This is a genomic window from Paenibacillus sp. FSL H8-0332 (assembly GCF_037963835.1).
Lineage (GTDB): Bacteria > Bacillota > Bacilli > Paenibacillales > Paenibacillaceae > Paenibacillus_AQ > Paenibacillus_AQ rhizoplanae.
Genome location: NZ_CP150145.1, coordinates 6,801,624 through 6,821,141, shown reverse-complemented (window position 1 = coordinate 6,821,141; position 19,518 = coordinate 6,801,624). Strand labels below are relative to the sequence as shown.

The 19,518-nt window shown below is 54.5% G+C and carries 17 protein-coding genes; 16 read left to right on the top strand and 1 reads right to left on the bottom strand.

All coding sequences use genetic code 11. The features are described from left to right. Nucleotides 1-10: 10 nt before the first annotated feature. From NST43_RS29645 to NST43_RS29620, 6 genes are all read left to right on the top strand, one after another. Nucleotides 11-1,261: a glycosyltransferase gene (locus NST43_RS29645; RefSeq protein WP_339220975.1), complete on the top strand. Its 1,251-nt coding sequence runs from the start codon at nt 11-13 to the stop codon at nt 1,259-1,261. Nucleotides 1,262-1,304: 43 nt separating this feature from the next. Then, complete coding sequence (locus tag NST43_RS29640; protein WP_339220973.1) at nt 1,305-3,392, top strand: cellulose biosynthesis cyclic di-GMP-binding regulatory protein BcsB; 2,088 nt, start codon at nt 1,305-1,307, stop codon at nt 3,390-3,392. Continuing rightward, a complete protein-coding gene (locus NST43_RS29635; protein ID WP_209986620.1) occupies nt 3,389-4,243 on the top strand; it encodes a GGDEF domain-containing protein in 855 nt (284 codons plus the stop codon). Before NST43_RS29640 ends, NST43_RS29635 begins: the two co-directional genes overlap by 4 nt. Before the next feature lie 50 nt (nt 4,244-4,293). Continuing rightward, nucleotides 4,294-5,082, top strand: a complete 789-nt coding sequence (locus NST43_RS29630; protein WP_339220970.1) for an SDR family oxidoreductase — start codon at nt 4,294-4,296, stop codon at nt 5,080-5,082. Nucleotides 5,083-5,246: 164 nt separating this feature from the next. After that, nucleotides 5,247-5,495: a type B 50S ribosomal protein L31 gene (locus NST43_RS29625; RefSeq protein ID WP_209986617.1), complete on the top strand. Its 249-nt coding sequence runs from the start codon at nt 5,247-5,249 to the stop codon at nt 5,493-5,495. A gap of 153 nt (nt 5,496-5,648) precedes the next feature. Further along, nucleotides 5,649-7,223 carry a diguanylate cyclase gene (locus NST43_RS29620; RefSeq protein ID WP_339220968.1) on the top strand — a complete coding sequence of 525 codons (1,575 nt, stop codon included), beginning with the start codon at nt 5,649-5,651 and terminating at the stop codon, nt 7,221-7,223. A gap of 82 nt (nt 7,224-7,305) precedes the next feature. On the opposite strand, the gene NST43_RS29615 is transcribed toward NST43_RS29620, so the two are convergent. Beyond that, complete coding sequence (locus NST43_RS29615; protein WP_339220966.1) at nt 7,306-8,496, bottom strand: polysaccharide deacetylase family protein; 1,191 nt, start codon at nt 8,494-8,496, stop codon at nt 7,306-7,308. Between the two features lie 183 nt (nt 8,497-8,679). On the opposite strand from NST43_RS29615, the gene NST43_RS29610 reads away from it, so the two are divergent. From NST43_RS29610 to NST43_RS29565, 10 genes are all read left to right on the top strand, one after another. After that, nucleotides 8,680-11,250, top strand: coding sequence for a DUF2339 domain-containing protein (locus NST43_RS29610; RefSeq protein WP_339220964.1), 2,571 nt, complete (start codon nt 8,680-8,682; stop codon nt 11,248-11,250). Then, nucleotides 11,216-12,526 (top strand): DUF3999 family protein, encoded by a 1,311-nt coding sequence (locus NST43_RS29605; protein ID WP_339220963.1) that lies wholly within the window; start codon nt 11,216-11,218, stop codon nt 12,524-12,526. The genes NST43_RS29610 and NST43_RS29605 overlap by 35 nt, the downstream gene beginning before the upstream one ends. Nucleotides 12,527-12,564: 38 nt before the next feature. Beyond that, nucleotides 12,565-13,671 carry an MBL fold metallo-hydrolase gene (locus NST43_RS29600; protein ID WP_339220961.1) on the top strand — a complete coding sequence of 369 codons (1,107 nt, stop codon included), beginning with the start codon at nt 12,565-12,567 and terminating at the stop codon, nt 13,669-13,671. Nucleotides 13,672-13,740: 69 nt separating this feature from the next. Continuing rightward, nucleotides 13,741-14,019: a hypothetical protein gene (locus tag NST43_RS29595; protein WP_209986602.1), complete on the top strand. Its 279-nt coding sequence runs from the start codon at nt 13,741-13,743 to the stop codon at nt 14,017-14,019. Nucleotides 14,020-14,301: 282 nt separating this feature from the next. Next, a complete protein-coding gene (locus NST43_RS29590) occupies nt 14,302-14,502 on the top strand; it encodes a cold-shock protein (RefSeq protein ID WP_019914790.1) in 201 nt (66 codons plus the stop codon). A gap of 130 nt (nt 14,503-14,632) precedes the next feature. Continuing rightward, a complete protein-coding gene (locus NST43_RS29585) occupies nt 14,633-14,863 on the top strand; it encodes a cold-shock protein (protein ID WP_209986599.1) in 231 nt (76 codons plus the stop codon). A 160-nt stretch (nt 14,864-15,023) separates the two neighbouring features. Next, on the top strand, nt 15,024-15,266 hold the full coding sequence (locus NST43_RS29580) for a hypothetical protein (protein WP_339220959.1): 243 nt from the start codon (nt 15,024-15,026) through the stop codon (nt 15,264-15,266). A 192-nt stretch (nt 15,267-15,458) separates the two neighbouring features. Beyond that, complete coding sequence (locus NST43_RS29575; RefSeq protein WP_339220957.1) at nt 15,459-17,255, top strand: sensor histidine kinase; 1,797 nt, start codon at nt 15,459-15,461, stop codon at nt 17,253-17,255. After that, nucleotides 17,218-18,018, top strand: coding sequence for a response regulator (locus NST43_RS29570; protein ID WP_339220955.1), 801 nt, complete (start codon nt 17,218-17,220; stop codon nt 18,016-18,018). The genes NST43_RS29575 and NST43_RS29570 overlap by 38 nt, the downstream gene beginning before the upstream one ends. Before the next feature lie 123 nt (nt 18,019-18,141). Further along, nucleotides 18,142-19,467 (top strand): extracellular solute-binding protein, encoded by a 1,326-nt coding sequence (locus NST43_RS29565; protein ID WP_209986587.1) that lies wholly within the window; start codon nt 18,142-18,144, stop codon nt 19,465-19,467. Nucleotides 19,468-19,518 lie beyond the last annotated feature (51 nt).

Here is a 19,518-nt window from a genome sequence, read left to right as displayed (position 1 = left end):
GGAGAATAATATGACGATTTCTGACGTGCTGATGGTGATTGCTGTCATCTGCATCTGGTCACTGCTGCTGGTGAATGTGGCGCTGATTATAGCGGGATATCTGTACTACATTGAAACTGAAAATGAAGCTGATCCGGAGATCACAGGTGAGTATCCGGTGGTTACGATCATGGTCCCTGCACATAACGAAGGCGTCGTGATCAGCAAAACGGTGGAATCCCTATTGGCGCTCGATTACCCGCATGACCGGTATGAGATCATCGTCATTAACGATAATTCTTCGGATAATAGCGCGGAGCTGCTCGATGAGATCCAGCGCAGGAATCCGCAGCGCAATCTGATTATCATCAATACCGATGCCGTTACAGGCGGCAAAGGAAAATCCAATGCACTGAACATCGGCTTCGCCCGCAGCCGGGGGGAGCTCATCGCCATTTATGATGCCGATAATACACCGGAGCGCACAGCGCTGAAGTATCTTGTAGCGGAGATCATTAACGATTCGACGCTTGGGGCGGTGATCGGCAAGTTCAGAACACGTAACCGGGATGCCAGCCTGCTGACCCGGTTCATTAATATTGAGACCCTGTCCTTTCAATGGATGGCTCAAGCGGGGCGCTGGAAGCTGTTCAAGCTCTGTACGATCCCGGGGACGAACTTCATTATGCGCAGATCGATTGTCGAGAGCATCGGCGGCTGGGATGTGAAGGCGATTGCCGAGGATACGGAGATCAGCTTCCGCATTTATATGATGGGCTACCGGATCAAGTTCCAGCCGAAATCGGTCACCTGGGAGCAGGAGCCGCAGACGGTGAAGGTATGGTTCAAGCAGCGGACACGCTGGGCCAAGGGTAATATCTATGTCATTGTGAAGAACCTTCCGCTCCTCTTCGACCGGAAGGCTGCGAAGATCCGCTTCGATATTCTGTATTATGTCTCGATCTATTTCCTGCTCCTGATCTCACTGGTGACCTCTGATGTTCTGCTTGTCCTACATGCCATGGGGTATGTTCATACCACCATCGCCGGACTCAGCAGCTTCCTGTGGCTGCTTGCCATTGTCCTGTTCGTGGTCGGGATCTTCGTGACCCTGACGACGGAGAAGGGGGAGATGAGCCTGTCGAACCTGTGGATCATTATGTTGATGTATGTCTCTTACTGCCAGCTCTGGATGGTGGTTGCAGCTTACGGACTGTATAACTATCTCAAAGACGTCATTCTCAAACGGGAAGCCAAATGGTACAAAACCGAGCGTTACTAAAGCGCCGGAGGTCCAGAAATAAGATATACAGGAGATACAGAACATGATGAAAAAACAGATAATAACCGCGCTGCTCTGCCTCTCCCTCTTCCTGGTTCAAATCCCTGCGGCGCAGGCGGAAGGGCTTCCTGGTGAAGCCGGGCAGACGTATGAAACTTCGTTCACGGGCAGTGATATCTCTCTGAGAGGGACCAGCTCCCAGCAGCAGTACTTCACGGTAATGGACTATTGGAACGTGGATACGGTGAGGATTAACTTGCATTATCAGAGTTCTCAGATTAATGAGGATCAGGTGTCGAGTGTAACCTTGTCGCTTAACGGCATCCCGTTCTATTCCTTCCGGCCGTCCCGGGACAATAACGGGGAGCAGATTCTGAGCATTGAGGCGCCCAAAGGGTTCCTTACAGTAGGAACCAATACGCTGGGCATCCGGGGCAACCTGAGAACCAATACGGAGGGGTATCAGCTCTGCAATCTGGACGATACACAGGATAGCTGGCTGCATCTGTTCAATACTTCAAGTATTGCTGTGAAATATACGCCTAAGGCAATCACCGGGGGCATTCAGGATTTCAGTGCCAGATTCTCGGGAATGGATACGGTAAAAGCAGACCAAAGCCTGCTCGCCGTGCCGCAGAAGGCCAGCGGGGCAGAGCTGGAGAGCGCCACCTACGCCCTCTCAGGGTTCGCCAAAGGCAATACGCTGAACGACAGGACCATTGCGCTGCTCCCTTATCGTGAAGATACTGTCCAGGACAAGCGTGCAGTAGTTCTGGTAGCCATGTACGATAATCTGCCGGACCGGATGAAGAAGCTGGTGAGTACGGCGGATGACCTTGGCACACATGCGGTCATTCAGCTGGTGAACAAGGAATCCTTGCCGACACTGGTTGTGACCTCCAAGGATGAGAGCCTGCTGATCAAAGCCGGCAGGCTGATGGCCAGCAGTGAACGGATGGGCCAGATCAGCAAGAATCTGAAGGTTGTTGATGCTGCTACTGATGTAGCGGACCCGGCCCCGCCGATCAGCACGAATATAACGTTCACAGAGACGGGGGACAAGCTCACCGGGCCGAATCATCAGGAGCAGACGTATTTCGTATCGCTGCCGTCCAACCGCTCCATTGCAGATGATGGCAGAATCAGCCTGGATTTCCGCTATGCCGGAAATCTGGACTTCAACCGTTCCCTGGTGACGGTGAGCATCAATAATACGCCCATCGGCAGCAAGAAGCTGACGAAGGAGCTGGCCAACGGGGATGTTTTGAATCTGAATGTGCCGCAGAGTCTGGGGATCACCGGCAATTTCTCGGTCACGGTGGCCTTTGATCTGGAGCTGGCGAGCGCCCTCTGTACACCTAACAGGGAGCAGATGCCCTGGGCCTATATCAGCAAGGAATCTATGATGCGCCTGAACACGAAGGACCGCACGGACCTTTTGCTGGGCAATTATCCGTATCCGTTCCTGCGGGACGGCATTTTCAACCGTGTGGCTGTGGTACTGCCGCAGGAACGGGATGATTACACCTACCGGAGCCTGGGCAATATCCTTGGTATGCTGGGCAAGTATGCCGGAGGGAATACCGGAGATGTCCACTTCTACAACGATAGCGCAGCAGCGGGTAATCTGAAGGACAACAATATCATTGCCATTGGGACCTATAAGAATAACAAGGTGATCCGCGACAACAATGACAAGCTCTATTTCAAATACAGCAAGGACGGTTCCACCCTGCTGTCCAATGAGAAAATGGCTATCGAGGAGCAGTATGGAGCCGGGATCGGCACCCTGCAGCTGCTGGATTCCCCCTACGAGAGCGGGCGTGGCCTGCTGGCGGTTACGGGTGTCCGCTCCGAGAACTATTTCCTCGTCTCCAAGCTGATCGGGAGTGAGAAGGACCGATGGAAGGTATACGGTGACGGGGTAGTGACGGACAAGGATGGCGGGGTTAATGCCTACCGCTTCAAGCTGATCTCCGGGGCAGCCAAGGATTCGGCGGTGGCGAAGATTATGGAGCGCACAGATGTGCTGGGCTTTGTGATCGCGGCCGTAATGATTGTGACGCTGGTGGTGGTGGCGCTGCTTCTGCTGCTGCGCAAACATAAGAAGAAACGTGGTGATCAAGCGTGAGACGTAACCGCAGCAGTCTGACCTCGGATCTCGGTTTCCTGGCGTTTCTGGTCCTGATCTTTGCCTGTATCGTATATATCGCAGGATCTCCGGACCATTATATCCAGAACATTATTATTCTGAATGTATCCTTCATCCTGGCACTGGTCACGTATTTCACTACAGTCACGGCGGGGCTTACGCTGAATCTGGCGTTTGTCTTCGGCTACGGCTTCTTCGTGGTCTATCAGACGGTAACCCAGGGCGCATCCATCGGCGTAGATACGTACTTCTGGCTGATTATGACCCCGCTGCTTACAGTGGTGCTGTGGGTCTTCACCGCAAGCACACGCGAGCTGCAGGCGGAGAACGAACGGCTGCTGAAGCGCACGAATAATCTGGCCGCTGTGGATGAGAATACGGATCTGCGCAACAGCATTTCTTTTCAGAAGGATGCCAGCCTGTTCACCGGAATCTCGGTCCGTTATAAAATCCCGCTGACGCTGCTTGTGGTGAAGGTGAAGTATTGGAATGAGATCCGCCGCTTGATCCCGGAAGAGCAGCTGTCTGAAGCCGTTTACGATGTCTCCCAGCTCAGCCAGTCCAGCATTCGTACCAATGATGCGCTGTATCTGCTGGACAAGGAGGATGCTACTTGGGGACTTCTGCTCTTCACGGACCGGGAAGGGGCCAAGATTGTCATAGAGCGGATCAAACAGCGGCTGCAGGAACTGAATGACTCGGAGTTCTCCGGCAAATACAAGGTGAATCTGGGTCTGAAGATTGGTGCGGTGGAATATGCGGCCGACACCATCGAGAATCCGCTGGATTTCATTGTCCAGGCCAAAAAAGAACTGGAATACGATGTATAATGAGAGGAAGCAGGAGGGGACTGCAACCAATCTGACAGGAGGACTGGACAATGGATTTGGGTCTTGAGGGGAAGTCGGTGATCGTTGCGGCAGCGAGCAAGGGGCTGGGGCTGGCGACAGCCCTGGAGTATGCCCGTGAAGGGGCGAGGGTGACGATTGCGAGCCGGAGCCTGCCGCAGCTGGAGACGGCGCGCCAGGCGATCCGTGAAGCTACGGGACAGGAGGTCGCCGTAGCGGAGCTGGATGTGACCCGCCCGGAGGAGATTGCCCGGGCGGTGCGGACGGCCGCCGAATTCGGCGGCGGCCTGGAGGTGCTGGTCACGAACGCCGGCGGGCCTCCGGGCGGCAGCTTCGGGGATATGGCCGACGCTGACTGGAGCGGCGGCTTCGAGCTTACGCTGATGAGCGCGGTCCGCCTGATCCGCGAGGCGCTGCCGCATATGCGCAGCGCAGGGGGAGGGCGGATCGTCAGCATCAGCTCGGTCTCGATCAAGCAGCCCATCGCGGGGCTGATTCTCTCGAATGTGTTCCGCGCAGGCGTGAGCGCGCTGAACAAGAGCCTGGCTACGGAGCTTGCTCCGGAGGGCATCCTGATCAACAGTCTGGCCCCCGGACGGATCGGCACAGACCGGATACTCCAGCTTGACGGCAAGCGGGCGGACGCGCAGGGTATCACACTTGCGCAGATTCAGGAGGAAGCCCTGAAGGCGATTCCGCTGGGAAGAACGGGCACGCCGGAGGAGTTCGGCAAGGCGGCGGTATTCCTCGGTTCTTTTGCCAATACTTATATTACCGGACAGTCCCTGCTGATCGACGGCGGAATGGTGAAATCGCTCTAGGACAGGCTCTTGACTCAGCGGCTCATTTCACTTATGATAGTATGGCGTGTAAAAATCGGAAGATTTACGCATCTCCCTTCGTCTAACCGGATTGTTCAAATAGACCAAGAGATGGCTTCAACATCTTTCATAAGTTGTATCAGTACGGAAAGGAGGTTACTACAATGAAACAAGGCATACACCCTAAGTTCAACCAGGTTATTTTCTTCGATGCTAGCGTAGGCTTCAAATTCCTGAGCTCATCCACGAAATCATCCGGTGAAACAATGGAATGGGAAGACGGCAACACTTACCCAGTGATCCGTGTAGACTCCAGCTCTGCATCCCACCCGTTCTACACAGGTAAACAAAGAGATACCGAAACTGGCGGCCGCGTTGACAAGTTCAAACAACGTCTCGCTCAGAAGAAATAATGGTATTGCTATAGAGGGTATTCCCGCATCCATGCAGATGGTGAAGGAGTATCCTCTTTGTTTTGTGTGCTTACTTTTGGCATAATGATTCATTTGTACGAAAGAGTAGGATATAATAAGGCAAAGTTATCTCGAAAATAGGAGAAATATGACATGCCGTGGATGCAGGGTTATCCGTTCTACTTGGTAATGGGCAGCGTTCTAAGTCTCTACATGGGCATCGGTTCTTACAAGCACCGCCATACACCAGGAAGATGCTATTTATGGATATTAATGCTGCTGGTCAGCATGATCTTCGCGGCTACGGCCGGAGAGATTCTGCCCGGTTCCTTCGAGGCTAAGCTATGGTGGAAGAATGTGCAGCAGGGCCCGCTTTTTTTGAGTGCGATCTTCACCTATGCGGTTATTAAAGAGTATGTGTCCCGCTCCTCTGAGGGTTTGTCCAAGAGGCTTATTTATTTTTGTATCCCCGTGGCAGTGGATGTACTGCTGATCTTCACCGACTCCTACCACCATCTGATGCGCAGTGAGGTCGGACTGGCTACGGTGGCGGGTGTTACCGGAATCGCCCTGAAGCCCACGGTACTCAGCATGATCTTCATTGCGTACGATCAGTTATTCGGACTGTATGCGGTGTATCTGCTGGCCATTTCCCTCCTCAACGGGCCTAAATATTATTTCCGCCATAATGCGCTGCTGTTATTCAGTCTGCTGGTTCCGGTCCTGTCGGTGTTCCTGCTTCCGCTGCTGCAGATTACGATTACAGGCTTCACGGCTTTCACCTACCTGCCGCCCATCGTGGCCGCCTACCTCACCTTGTTCCGCGATCCCAGATTGTCCTTATACCCGCTGGCTAAGAATAAAATCTTCGAGAATATGAAGGACGGCATCGTCCTGACGGACCGCTACGATTACATCATGGATGTGAATGAGGCGGCGGACGCCATGCTCTCCGAGCTGCTGGAGGAGAAGCCGGAGACCTGGATGGGCACTAGCATTCAGCCGCTGCTTAAGCAGCACGGGCAGCTATCGGCCTGTTATGCGGAGCGGCGAGAGGGGCAGTTCGAAATCGAGCCTCCCGGCCGGAGCGGGTCCTGTTACGGGGTTGCACTCATTGCCATAGAGCAGGTCCGGGCGAAGGGTACGGGGATGCTGCTGGTCTTCAGTGATCTTAGCGAGAAGAAGAGGGTTGAGCGGGAGCTGCTGCATCAGGCCACGGTAGACGATCTGACCGGGCTGTACAACCGCAGACATTTCATGAGGCTGGTGCAGAATTATTCGGCGCAGATGGGTGCGGGAATGGCCTTGCTGTTGTTCGACATCGATGATTTCAAATTAATTAATGATACATACGGGCATATGGCCGGTGATCAGGCACTGGTGGATTTGTCGGGCAAGATTATGCAGGTATACCATAACCAAGGGATTGCCGGGCGCGTAGGCGGCGAAGAGTTCGCCGTCTGCTTCTTCGCCGGCAGCGAAGCTGCGGCCTTGGAGGAGGCGGAGAGCTTCCGCACCGCTATGAGTGAGCACATCGTTGAGCTGGACGGGGGGCATCACATCCAGCTTACGGTGAGCATCGGCATTGCTTTTACGGATCAAGCAGATGTGACCTTCGAGGACCTGTACCGCGAGGCGGACGAGGCCCTCTATCTGTCCAAGGCTACGGGGAAGAACCGGGTAACCTTGGGCCGCGAACCGCTGGTGCGTCAGGCGGCTAAGGGGTAGGGAGGCGGGAACCGAGGCGGATGCGCTCCTCCCCGAATCCGGTGCGAAGCGATAGGCGCGGCCTCACCCGGCCTTGTTCTGGCTAAAGACGCGTCAGCTTCAGGACCGCGCTGCTGCGGTCGTAATGCATCTCTACGCCTAGCTCGGAGCATAGCGCATCCAGCGGGATCATGACTTTCCCGTTCCGCAGCTCCGGCGGAGTTCCGGTAAGGAGAACCTTCCTGGCATTCACGGTCAGAATCATCGGCGGCTCGAATTGCTTCAGCTGCTGGATGGACAGCGCCGGGGTAAGTGTCCGGTTCCCTTCATTGATTCGTGGAGCGTTCAGCGTGGTTCTGGAGCTCAGGCCCAGCCCGATATTGAATTTCAGATGGATGCCGAGTGAATCGCAGATTTCCAGCAGCTTTTCGTTATAGGAGCCGTAAGGGAAAGCGATAGCCGAATCCGTATTGCCCAATTCTTCTTTCAGCCTGCGCTCTGCATGGGCCAGGTCCCCGGTTACTCTTCTGTAGTATTCTTCATTCAGTTCATTCCGGTTCTCATCATGAATGTACAGCAGGGAGCTCGCTGCCGGGCGGGTGCCGCCCTCTGCATCGACTACTCCATAATAATGCAGATTATACGTATGATTATAAAAGCCCATTCCGGCGCGCTTCATCTCCCGCATCTGCTCCCAGGTCAGCTTGGGCACCTGCTGCTTATTTGTGTTGTCCACATCAGAGACAATGATGAAGTTCACTGCGGTGTAGCCGTACTTTTGCAGAATGGGAAAAGCCAGCTTATAAAAGCTCTCATAGCCGTCATCGAACGTCAATAGAACCGCATTATCGGGAACCGGTGCGCGGTCCAGCATGAATTCCCGGTACTGCTTCATCGTAATGACATGGAAGCCTTCCTGCTTCAGCAGCTGCATCTGCTCATCAAATTGTACGGCGGGTAATACGCCAGGATAGAGCATTAACGGGGTTTCCGTCAGATGGTGATACATGAGTACCGCCACATGATCCTTGTAGTACACACCCTTGGGGAGCGGAGCCTCCTTCTCCCAGCCGATGCGCGCATCCAGAATCCGTTCAGCGATATCTTTATCCACCATCAGCTTATGATCCGCTGTCAGCGCATAGGCATCTGTCGTGATTTTGGCTCCATCAAGGCCGGTAATATTCAGCTTGGTCATCCCTTTATGTCTGAAAGGCACAGGCAGGAAGACCACCACCAGTAGCAGCAGGATGAGGATATAACGTTTGTGCGGTTGTTGCAGGTTCAGTTTCAATGTCCGATTCTCCCCATCTCCCGAATATACAACAATAATAAACCTATAACGTCTGCCAAGACAAAAATGTGACAGGATCTTAACTAAGTGATGTGATTTTTGTTAGGTCTGTGGTGGTAATTAGAACTATAGTAATATCAATATATTAACAATTTGCCGATTAGCAGATACTGGGGGGCGGCTATGGAGGATTTCCGAGATCGGATGAGGGCTGTGCAGCAGCAGCAGGACGGGCTTTTGAAGGCATACCAGTCTTTGATTGAAGAATACGAGAGCAGTGATCTCGTCCGCGAGAATGAAGTGTTACGGCAGGAAAATGGATCGAACAGGCAGAGCCTGGCGGAGCTGAGGGCTCAGGCTGCGAGGCTTGAGCGCGACAATTCGGAGCTGCGGACTGCGCTGGCCGAGCAGATTCTGGATGAGAAGCTGGGCATTCTGCGGGTGTCTCGGCAGAAGCTGCAGACTTATTTTGCCTCGCGGGACCATGCTTATCTCGACCGGCTGACATCCTTCGAGCAGGACGCCAAGCGGCGGATAGAGGAGATGTACAGTATCGGGACCCGCGAGCTGGGCCAGGAGAAGAACCAGATCACTTATATCCTGGATGAGGTGCAGGCGAAGCTGAAGGAGAGTATTCTGCTGCGCAGACAATGGCAGCAGGAGACAGAGCGTTCGCTCAGGGGGACGATGGACAGCGGTCTGGATGATTTGGCTGCGGAAGGGGTTGACGAGGAGACCCTGCTGCGCCGCCGCAAGCAGAACCGGATCGAAATGAAGATCGGCCTGAACTGGATCAACCGTCTGGGAATTCTGCTGCTGATCCTGGCGGTAGGGGCCGGGTTCAGATACACCTACTCCACCTGGTTCAATGATTATATGAAGGGCAGCGCCTTCTTCCTGCTGGGGGCAGTCATGCTGGCGGGCGGGGAGTGGCTGTTCCGCAAGGGGCGGGGGGCCTTCGCTCTGGGGCTGATTGGCGGCGGGGTGTCGGTGCTGTACGGCTCGATATTTTACAGTTATTTTCTGCTGGAGATTATCGGGTTATGGGCCGGGATCGGCCTGTCGGTGCTGGTCACGCTGTCCGCTGTGCTGCTGTCGCTGCGCTATGAGTCACGGACGATCTGTTCCATGGGGCTTGTAGGGGGCTATTTGCCGCTCTTCTCTTATATTGGAGCCTTCGGGCTGGAGGGCAGTGCGGTGTATGCGGCGATGGGGTATCTGTTCGTGCTGAACCTGCTGATTCTGCTGATCTCTCTGCGCAAGCGCTGGGTGGTGGTCAATTATATCAGCTTCCTGTTCAACACGCCGTCTATCCTGCTGCTGATTTATCTGGCGGATAGCTATGCTGCGGGCATTCTCTGCGCTGTGCTGACCTTCGTCATGTATCTGGGCATTACGCTCTGGTACCCGTTCAAGTTCAAGACGAAGCTTAACTGGCTGGACTTCTGCCTGCTGGGCTGTAACACGCTCGTTAGCTGCATGACGCTGTATGTTCTGTTCCTGAATGCCGGGCTGGATGACTTCAAAGGCGCGCTGGCGCTGGCCTTCTGCCTCATGTATCTGGGGCTTGGCGTGCTGCTGGAGAAGCAGATGCCGCAGGAACGCGAGAGCCGTCTGCTGTTCTATGTCACCTCACTGACCTTCGCCATTCTGATGATTCCGTTCCAGCTTGGGGCGGCCTGGTGGTCGATCGGCTGGCTGGTGGAAGGCGTGGCGCTTACGGTCTACGGACATCTGTACCGCTTCAAAATGGTGGAACGCGCAGGCTGGGGCATTCTTTCCCTCTGTCTGTTGACCTTCTTCGGATTCGACGTTCTGCTGCAGCTCTCGGAGTATAACGCAGTAATCTACTACACGAACTCCTATTTCGATCTGAAATATACGTTTATTACGGCGGGAATGATGATTGTAGCCTTATTGTATGCCGTCCGTTATTCGAATCAGGAGACGCTGCTCCGCAGCACGCCTGCGGAGGTGCGGGCTACCGTCTGGTTCAAATATGCGGCTATCGTCAATTTCTACGGGTATGTGGTGTATGAAGCCTTGCGCCTGTACGACTGGATGGTGCCGGAGGATCTGGCGCACAATGCCTTTTACAAGCTGCTGCTGGCGGGTCTCTTAACCTCTGGACTCGCTTATGCGCTGCCGAAGGTGAACGTTCTGTATGACAGGGTGGTCGGCATTATGGTCCTGGTGCTGCATGGGATCGCCTATGCGATCTGTATCGGCATTACGCTGGGTCTGCCCAGTCTCCCGGAAGGCTGGTCCGGCAGCACTGCCGCAGATCTTGTGGCGCTGGGTCTGCTTATTTTGTTCAATGTGTTCGTATGGTTCAACAGTGCCAGGCTGCTGCGGACAACGCTGCTGCGCGATTACAAGAATATAGAGCTGTACCCGGTAGCTATGGGTATCTATCTGCTGGTGATGGTTACGGCGTTCCTGGCGGTGCAGATGCAGGTGCGTGATGGCGGACTGGCCTTCAGTCTGCTCTATCTGCTGCTGGCGGTGTTGTTCATTATGTATGGCTTCTGGAAAAGATATCTGTATATCCGCCGCTTCGGCCTGGCGCTGTCCCTGCTGGCAACCGGCAAGCTGCTGCTCTATGACTTGACCCTGCTGAACACCGGCAGCAAGATCATCGCGTACTTCAGCTTCGGACTCTGCCTGCTGGGGATATCCTACCTCTATCAGCGGATAACAGTCAGAATGGAGGAAGCTTATGCGCTTGCTGAGCAAGACAGGCCGGAGAGCTAGAGCAGCTGTGCTGCTCGCTGTATTGGGCGGACTCATGCTGGGTCCCGGCGCTTCTCCGGCGCATAGTGCGGCAGCGGCATCCGGCGGAGCGGAGAAGACGGGCGGCGGGCAATGGAAGCTCTCGCGTGAAATCTCCCTCCCGGAGGCGGCTCCGTACTATGAATTGTATCTGGATGAAGCGGTGTACCGCTCGGCAGCAGAGGACTTGCGCGATCTGCGCATACAGGACAGCACCGGCGCTCCGGTTCCCTATTATATGGAGAGTGGAGCGGAGACGGTGGAGGAGCATAGTGCGGTCTACTCCTCAGCCCTGACCCACAAGGCAGTGAAAGGGACAGATACCCTGCTGGATTATCAGATTAAGCCGCTTGCCGAGCATGTCGATATTCAGGGGAACCGTCTGGTGTTCGAATTGCCCGCGGATTCCTTCCTGAAGCATGTGGAGGTGTGGGGCGGCTATGACGGGCAGGCCTGGGAGCTGCTCGGCACAGGGGATCTGTATGCCACAAACGGGTTAAGTGCGGACAGCATTACGCTGGAGCGCAGCTACAAGTTCGGCTATTACCGGCTTGTGGTGAAGAACAACCCGGAAGGGCTGGAGTTCCCCGGCCTGACGCTGGTGGACAGCAGCAGGGAGTGGAGCACGGCTGCATTCATGCGGCAGAAGACGCCGCAGACAGAGATTAAGCAGGTGGAGAACCGTACCGAGATCATGATCAGCAACACGGACCGGCTGAAGATTGGGAAGGTGATGCTCGGCAGCACCGGGAATTTCCTGCGGCGCTATGAACTGTATGACAGTGCCGGGATCAAGCTCCCGGTCACTGGGAGCGGGGAGCTGTACCGGCTGGACTTCAAGGATACCCGGATCTCCCGGACGGAGATTCAGCCGGTGGTGCCAGCCGCTTCTGATTCCCTGCGGGTGGTCATCTATAATCTGGACGATGCCCCCATCTCCATCACGGACCTTAAGATCGAATATCTGGTGGACCGGCTTGTATTCGCGGGCGGGGAGAAGACGCCTTATTCCTTGCTCTATGGCAACACGCTGGCAACCGCTCCGCAGTATGATATTATTAATTTCAAAGACCGGATCAGCGGGGAAAAGCTTGTGCAGGCCGCGCTGGGTGCAGAGACACCTGTACCGGTAACGGTAGGAGATCCGCCCGGCACAAGCTGGTGGCTTCAGGGACGCTGGGGCTTCAATGCCATTATTATTGCGGTCTCGCTGCTGCTTATTCTCATCGTTGCCCGCAAGCTGGGACGGACGAAATAGTAGATGCGACACGAACCTACAGAAAGAAGGATTACTGCATGACCCTGATCATCGTTTGCGCAGTACTGCTCGTGCTTGCTGCGGCTGCCTATCTTCTAATGACCGTCTATCCGGCGTTCGGGCGGAGGGCCGGGAAGCAGGAGAAGACCCGTAACCTCCGTTCCGCTCAATACAGCAAAGGCAAATTCGCTTATCCGCAGACTGCAGACCTGAGCGGGGAGAAGGCCGGAAGCAGCGGACTCTCTATTCTGCGAGACTTCATTAAGGGCAACCCCCGCTCCAGACCCCCTGAGCCTCTTCAGCCGCAGCCGCTGTTGCCGTCCTCTATTGGAGAGGGCCGCGACACCCGGGTTACCTGGTTCGGGCATTCGGCGGTGCTGCTGGAGATGGATGGCGTGACCCTGTTCCTGGACCCTATGCTGGGCCGTGCACCGTCGCCGTTCCCGTTCATTGGCGGCCGCCGCTACAGCAAGCAGCTTCCGCTGGAGGTCTCCCTTCTGCCGCAGATGGATGCGGTTCTGCTCTCCCATGATCATTATGATCATCTGGACTATGGAACCATCCGCCAGCTGAAGGATAAGGTGGGACTGTTCATTGTACCGCTGGGTGTCGGCACTCATCTGCGCCGCTGGGGGGTGGCCGCAGAGAAGATCCGTGAGCAGGACTGGGGCGATACACTCACCTACGCGGGGATCACCTTCACCTGCGCTCCGGCGCGGCATTTCTCCGGGCGGAGTCTGCTGGACCGCAACACCACGCTGTGGTGCTCCTGGATTATTCAAGGGGAGAAGTCCAAGGTCTTCTTCAGCGGGGACAGCGGGTATGGTCCACATTTTGCTGAGATCGGACGTACGCATGGACCCTTCGACCTCACGCTGATGGAATGCGGCCAATATGATCCGCGCTGGGCGGATATCCATATGCTGCCGGAACAGACTGTAGAAGCGCACATTGATGTGCAGGGAGGTCTGCTGATCCCCATTCATTGGGGCGCATTCACCCTGTCGATGCATGACTGGACCGATCCGGTGGAGCGTATCTCGGCTGCTGCGGCGCTGAGAGGGGTACGGCTGGTGACACCAAGAATCGGGGAGACTGTAATTGCAGGGTCTGCCGGGTATCCGGTTCTTCCGTGGTGGAGATAGGGCTGCACGCCTGAAGGGGACCTGTGGTACAATCAGGGTTCATACATGCCAAGGAGCTGACGAACGAAGATGAGTAATGAAGTGAACGAGCAGGAACTGGTGGAGGTATTATCTGCACAGACGAAGGTGGCCCCGGAGGTCATCCGGCTGGTGCTGAAGCATGAGCAGGCGTTCATCAATAAGGCTAAGGCCAACGCCAAAGGCGAGATTGATATCGATAATGATGATCTGGTCGACTATGTGACTGCGCAGCGCGATGTGAAGCTGGACGAGTTAACGGTGGAGACCCTTCTGGATGCAGAAATGGATTATCTGATGGACAAGGGACTGGCCGGATATATCGACTGAATCCTATTGCCGGCGGCGCATGGCTGATCCCAAGAAGCCGTGCGCCCGGCAAGTTTTCTCTAAAATTTAAAATTTATTTTGTGTGATTGGCAAGAAACCTTTGCATTTGGAAAATTAGTGTGCTACAATGAAGTCAATCATAAATTTAACGCCTTAATTCACATATTGTAAAAGGTTATCAATTTGTGTTTTGAATCCTTTTCCAATGTGTGAATTTTTATTTGTTCGTACAATACGTAGGAATAAAAGGACATGTGTTAAATAAACTTTGGAGGTAATATCATGCAAACAGGTACAGTAAAATGGTTCAACGCAGACAAAGGTTTCGGTTTTATCGAGGTTGAAGGCGGAAGCGACGTATTCGTACACTTCTCCGCAATCACTGGCGACGGCTTCAAATCTTTGGACGAAGGCCAACGCGTTGAGTTCAACGTAACTCAAGGCGCTCGTGGTCCACAGGCTGAAAACGTTGTAAAACTGTAATATCACAAATAAGCTACCCTTAACATCCGTTGAGGGTAGTTTTTTTTATAACCGGGTAAGAGAGAACAAGCATCCGTTCTGCCACAACAGTCCGTAGGACGCACTAACCAAGCTATTAGGAGGGGTACTTATGTATTTTCGTAAAAAAGCGCTGGTAGATCTCCCGCAGGAAGAAACGGCCGTCTGGTTCTGCACCAAGGAAGAATGCACCGGGTGGATACGCGACAACTTTGCCTTTCAACATGTGCCTACCTGCTGGCAATGCAATTCGCCAATGACCCGAAGCATGAAGATGCTGCCTACGCTCGTTAATAAGAATTTGGACGCGAAGGCCATTAAGAAGAGTGTTACTATTCATTAGGCTGCCGCTCTCTAATAGGATCATACAGAATTAGAGGATAGCAACCCATAATACAGCAGTTCGTTCCTTGCCCGCAATGGGCTATTTTTTTTGTTTCTTTTCTGCGTGCCGGGTGATCATCGGGGTTGACAATAATGGTAAATACAGGGATGATGTAGCTATGAGAAAATACTTTTTGCTTCTGACGTTCTTTGTGATTGCCTTGAATGCAGCGGGGATTTTTTATCATAAGCCTATGCTGAACATCATCGCAATCGGTATGATTATAATATTGATTCCGCTGGATATTTATCTGGAGCCGACCCGCCGCAAAGTCATGAGTTACTGCATCGGCGCAGTATTGCTGGCACTGCTGTGGGTGGCCCTGCATTTCGAATGGATCACTCCGTTAATGTTCATCTAAGTAGTCTTCTGAGTAAGCCCTTAGGGCAGCTCCTTGAACCGGGAGAGCTGTGCTAAAAGGGCTCTTTGTTGTTGGTAGATGTTCGGGAATTCGGGGGCCGTCTCTTGCCTGCGGACAATGATTTCTCTTGACAAAACTCCCGGGGTTTGGAGAATAGAGTTGGAAACGCTGCCAACGAAAGAGGGAATTCTGATGCTTCAGAGGTTCAGAGAGCTCAACACACTGCGCAATCAGATATTCATCGGTTTTTTGCTGGTGATGCTCATTATTATTCTGGTTTCCGGGGCATTTGTGTATGACCGTGTCTCAATTCTGCTCAAAAATAATGCCGAGCGGCATATCCAGCAGACGGCGGTTCAGGCCAACGGGCGGCTGGACGCGCTGACCGGCCAGATTGACGGCCTGATGGAGCAGGTGGCCAATCATCCTACCGTTCAGCAACTGCTGCTGGAGGAGCTGGAGGGCAATGAGGTGTCCTTCAATCAGCGCCAGTCGCTGCTGCAGATTATCTCCAGCTATCAGGCCTACATGCCGAGTGTAGGCTCGCTGGAGCTATATACCGCCGATTACAGGCTGCTGTTCCCGATTAAGGAAGGCAGCCTGGAGAGCAGAATTAACGAGCTGCATATCAGTGAGGCTAATGCCGAGAAGGGGCGGTTGGTCTGGATTGGCGTTGACCCGCATGATGACCAGAGCCTGCTGGCGATTCGCCAGGTCAGCCTGATGGACCGCTGGTTCTCGCGGGGAGGCTACCTGATGGCCCGCATCCAGCGCAGCTACTTCCAGCTTGACGATCCATTCTCCGGCAGTGACAGCGGGGAGTCTGTACTGCTCGTGAATGATGAAGGCCAGTTCCTCGGCAGCAGCGGAACGCCGCAGGAGGATCTGCTGCCGCTGCTGGAGAGCGGGGATCAGACGGTGAACTTCAGGGGCAAGGAGTATGTGCAGGTCAAGCTGCGCTCAGACAAGACGTCCTGGACGCTGCTGGTACTGACGCCTGTCAGCTATGTCACCAAGGGATTGTCCGTGCTGCGGACGGTGCTGCTGCTGTCGGGCGGGATTGGAACGCTGCTGTTCCTGATTATGTCCTTCCTGTTGTCTACGATGATTACCCGGCCGATCATTCACCTGATCCGGGCGATGCGCAAATCCCGCATGGGGGTGCTGACCCCCAATTCGCAAAAGGTATCAACCATAGAGCTGCGGGAGCTGAATAATACCTACAACGGTATGGTGGCTAACATTAATGATTTGATCAGGGTGGTCTATGAGAAGGAGGTCCTGCAGAGCCGGACCGAGCTTAAAGCCTTACAGGCGCAGATCAATCCCCATTTCCTGTTCAATACGCTGGAGGCCTTCAACTGGTCGCTGGAGGAGAAGGGGGAGGAGGAGCTGGCCGGATTGGTCGTGATTATGTCCAGGCTGTTCCGCTATATTATTGGCAGCCCTCATAACAAGGATGAATGGGTGACGCTGAGTGAAGAGGTGGAGCAGATCAGGCGGTATCTGCGGATTATGGAGATGCGGATGGGAGAGCGCCTGTCCTGGGACATCAGGCTGGACCCGCATGAGGCTGCTGTGCCCGTGCCCAAGCTGCTGATTCAGCCGATTGTCGAGAATGCGATTCTCCATGGCGTGGAGAGCCGCATCGGCAACGGCATTATTGAAGTGGTAATCACCCCTTCCTCCCGCAAGGGGTGGACCGCGGTGAAGGTGTCGGACAATGGCCCTGGCATGAATGAGAGCACGCTGCTGGCGCTGCGCCATGCACTGGATGGCGGGCCGCCGGTCTCTGCCAAGGGCGGCGGCGTGGGGCTGGTGAATGTGCAGCGGCGGCTGAAGCTGTACTACGCGGAAGCAGGCATGAACACGGAAGGCCTGATCGTGGAGAGCGAGGTATCCGTAGGGACCGTAATAAGGTTTGAAATTCCAAGTACTGGAGGGTATACCTATGAGCCTGGGCAACAGGACGATTCTAATCGTAGATGATGAACCAAGAACGCGTCAGGGGATCAAGCAGACGCTGGAACTATGGGCGGCAGGCCGGTATATCGTGGAGACCTGTGACAATGGGGTGGAAGCGCGGGAGCGGCTGCGGCATGAGCGCGTTCATCTGCTGATTACAGATGTGCGTATGCCGGAGGTAAGCGGGCTGGATCTGATCCATTCGCTGCAGGATTCTCCCCGGAAGCCGGTGATCATTGTCATCTCCGGCTATGCGGAATTCGATTATGTGCAGCAGGCGATGCGGCTGGGAGCGGTCAATTATCTGCTGAAGCCGCTGGACAAGTCCGAGCTGCTGACAGTGGTCGAGGATGCGCTGAAGCGGGAAGAGGAGCAGCAGCGCCACGTGAAGCTGGAGAAGCTGGTGGATCACAAGCTGCTGGAGATTGACCCGGAGCAGGCCGGGATGGGGCAGCCGGTTAAGGAGGCGATTGCCTATGTGGAGCAGCATCTGCACGAACAGCTGACGATGGCTGAGGTAGCAGGGCTGATTCACCTGAATGCCAGCTATTTCAGCGTGCTGTTTAAGGAGCAGGCCGGGGTCTCCTTCACTGAATATCTGTCCCGTCTGCGGATTCAGCGGGCGAAGGAGTTACTTCTCCAGACTGCGCTGCCGGTAGGGGAGATCGGAGAGCGTGTGGGGTATCGCACGGATAAATATTTCATCAAGGTATTCAAGTCCTTGGAGGCCATAAGCCCGAGCCGTTACCGGCAACAGATGAAGGGCGGGATGCAGGAAATCCAATAAAAGTGGTATTTTAGCCAATAAGTGTGCCCTTATCCGCCTCAGGTTACGATGCTAGAATTTTATTGATAGCGATTACATGGATGATAGCGGCCTTTTGCAATGTGAGATTGGGAGGCAATGGCAATGCGAAGGAACCACATAACCAAGGGTCTGCTCCTGGCGTGCGTCTGGGTGCTTGTTCTGGCAGGCTGTAGCTCTGCGGGAGACAATAATAGTGCGCTGGCAGCTAACGGTGCCTCTTCCCCCAAAATAACCATTCATATGATGCACATCTGGCCCGCCGGACTCTCCGCGCAGCAGTATAAGCTGGTCAGCCAGATTATCGCAGAATATGAGAAGGAGCATCCGGGTATCATTATCAGGCAGGATGTGCTGGAGAATGAGCAGTATAAAAGCAAGCTCAAGGTGCTCTCCGCCTCCAATGACCTTCCCGATGTGGGCATAACCTGGGCGGCCGGTTTCATGGAGCCTTATGTAAGAGGCGGATTATTCGCTCCGCTGGATGACATCCTGAACGGCGGGCAGCTTAAGGATAAGTTCGTGAAGAGCACTACGGAGTCTTATGTTGTCGATAACAAGACCTATGCGCTGCCTCTGGAGATGAACATCTCGCCGATCTTTTATAATAAAGAGATCTTCGCCCAATATAATCTTCAAGTGCCTTCAACGTATGAGGAGTTCAAGGCCGTTGTGAGAGCGCTCTCCAGTCATGGTGTGCCTCCGGTGGGGCTGGGCAATAAGGACCGCTGGACAGGCTCGCTGTGGTATATGTATCTGGCGGACCGCATTGCCGGAAGTGAGACGCTCAAGCGGGCAACGAAGGGGATGGGCTATTTCGATGATCCCGGACTGGTGGAGGCTGCGGCGGAAGTACAGAACCTCGTCGATATGAACGCCTTCAACAACGGTTTCAACGGCTTGTCGTATGATGAGGGCAAATCGGAATTCATGGAAGAAAAGGCGGCCATGTACCTGACCGGTACCTGGGAGCTGCCCAACTTCACGACCAACCCGGAGATTCCGCAGGCCTTCAAGGACAAGGTCGGCTTCTTCAAATTCCCTACGGTGGAAGGCGGGAAGGGGAATTCGGGCGACTGGGTAGGCGGTCCGGGTGTCGGGCTGTTCGTAGCGGAATCGTCCAGGGTGAAGGAGGAGGCCAAGGCTTTTGTCGAATACTTCGTCTTCAAATGGGGCGAGGCTTCGGTGACGAGTGCGGGGGTGATTCCGGCGACCAAGGTCGATACCACGAATGAGGAGCTGCCGCAGCTGTATGTGGATCTGCTGAATGAACTGAACAATGCCAGCAGTATTACCCTGTTCGCGGATGTGCAGATGAAGCCGCATGCTGCCCAGGTCCATCTGGATATGATCCAGGCGCTGTTCGGCAAAGCGGTCACGCCGGAGCAGTTCGCAGCCAGACATAAGGTTGCAGTAGCCAAAGGGAACTGAGCACGGGACAAGCTTACGACAAAGGGATGCTAATCAGCCGTATTTTCCGGT

Excerpts from the sequence above, each read along its gene's own strand:
- NST43_RS29645 (WP_339220975.1), top strand. The coding sequence starts at position 11 with ATGACGATTTCTGACGTGCTGATGGTGATTGCTGTCATCTGCATCTGG.
- NST43_RS29640 (WP_339220973.1), top strand. The coding sequence starts at position 1,305 with ATGATGAAAAAACAGATAATAACCGCGCTGCTCTGCCTCTCCCTCTTC.
- NST43_RS29630 (WP_339220970.1), top strand. The coding sequence starts at position 4,294 with ATGGATTTGGGTCTTGAGGGGAAGTCGGTGATCGTTGCGGCAGCGAGC.
- NST43_RS29625 (WP_209986617.1), top strand. The coding sequence starts at position 5,247 with ATGAAACAAGGCATACACCCTAAGTTCAACCAGGTTATTTTCTTCGAT.
- NST43_RS29620 (WP_339220968.1), top strand. The coding sequence starts at position 5,649 with ATGCCGTGGATGCAGGGTTATCCGTTCTACTTGGTAATGGGCAGCGTT.
- NST43_RS29610 (WP_339220964.1), top strand. The coding sequence starts at position 8,680 with ATGGAGGATTTCCGAGATCGGATGAGGGCTGTGCAGCAGCAGCAGGAC.
- NST43_RS29605 (WP_339220963.1), top strand. The coding sequence starts at position 11,216 with ATGCGCTTGCTGAGCAAGACAGGCCGGAGAGCTAGAGCAGCTGTGCTG.
- NST43_RS29600 (WP_339220961.1), top strand. The coding sequence starts at position 12,565 with ATGACCCTGATCATCGTTTGCGCAGTACTGCTCGTGCTTGCTGCGGCT.
- NST43_RS29595 (WP_209986602.1), top strand. The coding sequence starts at position 13,741 with ATGAGTAATGAAGTGAACGAGCAGGAACTGGTGGAGGTATTATCTGCA.
- NST43_RS29590 (WP_019914790.1), top strand. The coding sequence starts at position 14,302 with ATGCAAACAGGTACAGTAAAATGGTTCAACGCAGACAAAGGTTTCGGT.
- NST43_RS29585 (WP_209986599.1), top strand. The coding sequence starts at position 14,633 with ATGTATTTTCGTAAAAAAGCGCTGGTAGATCTCCCGCAGGAAGAAACG.
- NST43_RS29580 (WP_339220959.1), top strand. The coding sequence starts at position 15,024 with ATGAGAAAATACTTTTTGCTTCTGACGTTCTTTGTGATTGCCTTGAAT.
- NST43_RS29575 (WP_339220957.1), top strand. The coding sequence starts at position 15,459 with ATGCTTCAGAGGTTCAGAGAGCTCAACACACTGCGCAATCAGATATTC.
- NST43_RS29570 (WP_339220955.1), top strand. The coding sequence starts at position 17,218 with ATGAGCCTGGGCAACAGGACGATTCTAATCGTAGATGATGAACCAAGA.
- NST43_RS29565 (WP_209986587.1), top strand. The coding sequence starts at position 18,142 with ATGCGAAGGAACCACATAACCAAGGGTCTGCTCCTGGCGTGCGTCTGG.